This is a genomic window from Okeania hirsuta, from assembly GCF_003838195.1.
Classification (GTDB): domain Bacteria; phylum Cyanobacteriota; class Cyanobacteriia; order Cyanobacteriales; family Microcoleaceae; genus Okeania; species Okeania hirsuta.
Map to the genome: position 1 here is coordinate 1 of NZ_RCBY01000349.1, position 5632 is coordinate 5632.

Annotated in this window: 3 protein-coding genes and 2 pseudogenes; 2 read left to right on the plus strand and 3 right to left on the minus strand. The window is 38.8% G+C overall.

Annotated elements, in window-relative coordinates; translation table 11 throughout:
* Positions 1-403 precede the first annotated feature (403 nt).
* The gene (locus tag D5R40_RS29855; protein WP_124144466.1) at positions 404-766 is read right to left on the minus strand and encodes a rhodanese-like domain-containing protein; all 363 of its coding nucleotides are present in this window, start codon (positions 764-766) and stop codon (positions 404-406) included.
* 522 nt (positions 767-1288) lie between these two features.
* Here D5R40_RS29855 and D5R40_RS29860 point away from each other — a divergent pair.
* A pseudogene (locus tag D5R40_RS29860) lies at positions 1289-1766 on the plus strand (RNA-guided endonuclease InsQ/TnpB family protein); the annotation flags it as partial.
* A gap of 56 nt (positions 1767-1822) precedes the next feature.
* Positions 1823-1960, plus strand: coding sequence for a hypothetical protein (locus D5R40_RS36430; protein ID WP_161565106.1), 138 nt, complete (start codon positions 1823-1825; stop codon positions 1958-1960).
* A gap of 563 nt (positions 1961-2523) precedes the next feature.
* Here the strand turns inward: D5R40_RS36430 and D5R40_RS29865 are convergent.
* A complete protein-coding gene (locus D5R40_RS29865) occupies positions 2524-3828 on the minus strand; it encodes a homoserine dehydrogenase (protein WP_124144468.1) in 1305 nt (434 codons plus the stop codon).
* A gap of 880 nt (positions 3829-4708) precedes the next feature.
* A pseudogene (locus tag D5R40_RS43585) lies at positions 4709-5191 on the minus strand (helix-turn-helix domain-containing protein); the annotation flags it as partial.
* Positions 5192-5632 lie beyond the last annotated feature (441 nt).

Sequence of the window (5632 nt, forward strand, 5' to 3'; positions counted from 1 at the left end):
AGAATTCGGAACTTTTCATTTCCGGCAAACTTTAGTTACCTAAGAGCTGATTTATCATTTTCTTTGTGGGTTTAATACCCCACCGTCAACGGGGGTGTTCACGCATTACTTGGGGGAGCGAATCCCCATGTAATTTTCCTCCTGTCTCCTGTCTCCTGTCTCCTGTCTCCTGTCTCCTGTCTCCTGTCTCCTGTCTCCTGTCTCCTTCTTCAAAAAGTAAATATTAAGAGGCTGAATTTCTTACAGGACAAAGGTTTTACCGATTGTAGGCCAGTAAAGTAGAAATTTATGAGACCTAGATAGCATAAGAGTTTTCCTGCGGAATGCTGCGCAAACAGCTCAGTTAATAAATCAGCTCTTAGGTAACTAAAGTTTGCCGGAAATGAAAAGTTCCGAATTCTGACTAATAGCGAAGTATACTTTTATCTACTACCATTGAGTAGGCATCAATACCACCAATAATATTTTTCACATTTGTAAAACCCTGACTCTTCAACCATTGGCACATTTGAGCTGAACGTATACCATGATGACACAAGACTAGAGTTTCTTTCTCATGGTCTAAATGGACATGAATTTGGTCTGACCATTCAGAAAATTTACTTAAAGATAAAACTTTAAAACCTTTGATAGAAGCTATTTCTACTTCTCGATCTTCCCGAACATCAACTAATTGTAAATTTTCAGGAATACCATCTGTTAACCGGTCTGCTAGTTCTTCGACAGTAATATCTAGTAAAGGTCCTTCGGAAGATTGTTGTGACATTTGAGAGAGTGGAGTTAATGACTTTGTATTAACGGTCGAGTTATAGAAAGCTTTTCAACATTACTATAAATTTAGTGTAAAACTATATAATTTTTTCTTATTTTAGTCAAGTAGACAAATTTTTGAAGTTTGCCATCGCTTATTCTTGATTAAATATTCTGGTATGAGAGAGTTTTTTTGTGTCTTGAGTGGGTCTTACATTCTGGGGAGGCCCAAGAATTAGGCACTCGCTTTTTGAGAGGCAGCTCTCACTAAACTAATCTACCGTATTATAGGCCAAATTCACTGTTCGACTAATGCCTCTTAAAACTACTGCCCATTTTGTATTAAAATTTAATAGCAATTTTACTCCTAATGGACTGTGGTAGCTAACGAATCATACCTTTCATCCGACAGATATAAATACGAATTTGTTGTATCTACAACACAAGCAAGCATCAATGCAGGCTTGAAGGAATACCTGGATACCATCGATCAGCCTGAGGTGTCTCGTTTCTTTCTTGACGAAGATGGGGAGCACAACTTAAGATAGCTAGGCTGCATAGGCGAGTAGCGAACATCCGCAAAGATGCACTTCATAAATTGACAACATACGCAAGCCAAAAACCACGGCACAATTGTCATAGAAGATTTGAACGTTAGTGGAATGTTATCTAACCATAACCCACCCCCATCCCCTCCCTGGAGGGGAGCTAGAGGGGTGGGTGCAAACCAAGGATTTTACGAGTTCAGGCGACAGCTAGAATATAAATGCCAATGGTACTGTTCAGAGTTAGTAGTAGTAGATAGATTTTTTCCATCATCAAAGACTTGTTGCAGGTGTGGTCACGTCCAAGATATGCCGTTAAGCCTGAGAACGTATGATTGCCCTGACTGTGGCTTGTCAATAGATAGAGATTTAAACGCAAGTATCAATTTGCGAAATGCGGTCGGCTTGATCGTGAATGCCTGTGGACGGAGTGCTGCCGACAGTTCCGGTGGTTTGCGTAGCATTCCGTAGGAAAGCAGGAAGTAAACAGTAGAATATCACTCTATGTGACGTTTTATATCGGTTTTATGAAGCAGCATAAGCCATATACTCTGAAACAAATTATTGACATGACAGGGGGTGTAAACCCCTTAGATATACCGGATGAAACTCCTGATGATGACGAAAGAATACAAAAATTGGAAAAGATCAAGTTTATTGGATGATTTTTGGTAAAGATAGGCTTGCCGCTAAACGTAAACATTAGGGATCTGCAAGTTGTGAATTTGGGAAGCTCTGTGGAAAATGTGATGTCAAATTCTCTGACTATCAGGATTTAACAACATCAATCACATTGATTCATAAAGAGAATATAAAGAAAGTTTAGTTCCAGTCAAATTAGGTGTTATGATCAAGTATAATTGATCTATATTTTAACTAATCAGTCGTCTACCTGCCATCGCTGTTACCAGCTCATCAAACAACCAGAAATCTTGCGGGCAGTAACTCAGTTCCACTGGTGATCGTCAACCGTTACTTGCAATGTCTAATTAACCGGATTCTATATTACTCATATCTAATCTTAGTTTCGGTTTGTTGTACCACGCACTGTTATTTTTACCCTATTTGCTCTATTTGTGCAACAAAGCCCGCACGCATACGAAATTATACACCATTTGTAGGGGGCTAACGACCGTTAGCCCCCTACAAATGGTGGTTATGCGTGAGTCCTGTTGAAGTTAATTTTTTCGGGCGTTGATGTTTAATTGCCATCGGATTTTTTTTATTTCTACAACACCCTCAATACACTAGGAATACTATCAATAACATCTAATGATTGAATTTCCTCTAATGCTTGCCGGAAGTTACCTTCTTTTACATCATGGGTGACAACCACTATTTCTGCAAGTCGATCATGTACTCCTGTTTGCACTACAGATTCTAAACTGACATCATGACTGCCAAAAAAAGTACCCAGTTTACCAATAACACCAGGGTGGTCTTTTGTCAGGAAGCGGGCATAAAATCTGGTAACAAGTTCTGCCATTGATGCTGTTTCACAATAATGTTGATGAGTACAACTTAACAATGGGTGAGCAATAGGTTCAGTTTCTGTTTTGAGGATGGCAGCGATACTCATAATGTCGGAAACAACTGCACTTGCTGTGGGACCTGAACCTGCACCCGGCCCGAAAAACATTACTTGTCCAATGGGTTCTCCTTCTACCAGGATAGCGTTATAAACATCATTAATACTTGCGAGGGGGTGAGTTTTTGGCACGAGGGTAGGATGTACTCTCAGTTGTAATTCGTCTGTGGTGGGGTTGGTATTGTTGGGGTCGCATTTGGCGATCGCTAATAATTTGATGACAAAGTCTAGTCTGTCAGCATAAGCAATATCAGCTGCCGTTACTTGACGAATACCTTCGCAATGAATATCTTCTAATTTAATTAGACCACCGAAAGCAAGAGAAGCCAAAATTGCGATTTTATCTTTGGCATCTAACCCATCTACATCTGCAGTGGGGTCAGCTTCTGCATAACCTAAATTTTGAGCATCGGCAAGAACATCTGCAAAGTCTGCTCCCTCTTTTTGCATTCTGGTGAGGATGTAATTAGTTGTCCCGTTAATGATACCGATAACCGAATGAATGCGACTAACTCCCAAAGATTCTTTGAGGGGTTGAATAACAGGGATACCGCCACCCACTGCTGCTTCTAACATGACATAAACACCTTTTTCATTCGCTGCTTCAAAAATTTCTGGACCATAGCGAGAGATCACAGCTTTATTGGCGGTGACGACGTGTTTGCCATGGGCAATAGCTTTGAGCATTAGGCTTCTTGCGGGTTCCAACCCACCGATAAGTTCTACTATAATATCTATCTGTGGGTCAGTAGCGATCGCTTCTAAATCTGTTGTTAAAATATCTGAAGGTAGATTAATATCTCTGGTTTTGGAGATATCGCGCACTCCCACTCGATGTATTTCCAGTTCCTGAATTAAAGGATGACGACCTTCTGGGGATAGCAAAATTTTTGCTGTCCCTATACCGACTGTACCTAATCCCAACAAACCAATTTTGAATCCCACGATTGTTAACCCATAATGAATTAAATATTTTGAGCAAGGTTCAGCCATAATAGCTGAATACTATCCTAAATATTAACAAATAAATCGAACAAAAAATAGTCTTTTTAGGAAAAATATTATGTCCGGTTAAATACTGGTTATTCAAAGAGTAGGGAAGCGCTGAGAGTAATACCAAATCTCAAAAATTTTTCTATGTTTTCTTGAGTGTGGGAGATGGAGACCCATCCCTAATATCATGTCCGCTTGAATAGTGATACTTTGGAGGGGGGTTGCACATTCTGGAATGATATTGCCAAAAATTAGTTTAGACTTTGACTAAAAATAACCATTAATTAATCATTCTAGCAATTGATTAATCCACAATCCAATTCAATCAAAAATCTCAAATCATTCGTCGCTGTGCAACGCCTTGGAGGAGGGAAGGCAGAGGGTAGAAGGCAGAAGGCAGAATGCAGAAGGGAAAGAAAAGTTAAAAGGGAGAAGGTTTTTTTATAACTGATTATCCGGACATGATATAACCCCTCCTAGTAGCGCGTCAAGCTTGAAATAGTGTTTTAGGAAAATTCTCCAAACCTTAGTCATAGTAAGAATTATACTAAAAAATTGGCTTTGCATAAATGCGGGATGATTTTAATAGTTCTGTGGAATGGGTATCTTGCCCGTTCCTTATATTTTCGGACGGGCAGGATCCCACCCCACTTAATATTCATCCCCTAATTCAGCAACGCCTACTAAAAAATTTAATACATTATTTTCAGCTTGACGCGTCAGTAGTTTTTTGTGTTAATTTTGGAGTAAATTCATAGCTACAGCTAAGATACCAATCTGACGCCTGTCTACTAATAGTTATTTTTTGAGTTGTTGCCTCAATAGGTTCGTAAGTTTTGACAATACTAATAAAAGGTAATTTATGGTTCCATCCGTTTAATTCTATTAGCTTTCCACAATTATCAATTGTGTTTGCGTAGCATTCCGTTGGAAAACTATCATGTTTACCTTTTTTCTTAAACCTTGGATATTTACTCAATCCTTGTTTGCGTTTGCGTAGCATCCCGTAGGGAAGCATTCCGCAGGAAAAGAATCTTTTAAACGCTTCACCTAAACTGATGTTTGCGCAGCATTCCGTAGGAAAAGCGTATTGATAAACTTTAGATGATCAGCTTTTCATTCAGGGTTCAAGAGGTTTTGTCTGATTAGTAAAAACCTTTCTGAGTTTACGGGCATTAGGTTTATAACCATCCCTGTAAGCCGCATTCCACAAACTTAACCCCCAATTATAACACCATCTGCTATAACCCGCGTGTTGAGCCATCAGAGTTTTTTGCTTATTATTTAATTTGAGTTTGGTTCTGATGGATTTCATGTATGAGTGAACCCAGACTGTCTAATAGAGCCACTTTTTAACGTATTATATCGTTATTCTTTGATTAAGTCAATGCTCCCCCGATTTTTTTCACTCTCTGCATAACCTAACTTAGACCAGATATACGCATCTTTACAGTTACAGGAAACAACTTAATTCCTGAGATTAATACTAGGTGAAATGGCGTAAATTCCTTTTCAGCTTAGTAAATGCAGAAAACTTGGCACTTAATTATAGTTTCTCTAGTTTTCAGGCAACTTCTCAAAAATGCATAACCTAACTTAGACCAGATATACGCATCTTTACAGTTACAGGAAACAACTTAATTCCTGAGATTAATACTAGGTGAAATGGCGTAAATTCCTTTTCAGCTTAGTAAATGCAGAAAACTTGGCACTTAATTATAGTTTCTCTAGTTTTCAGGCAACTTCTCAAAAATGC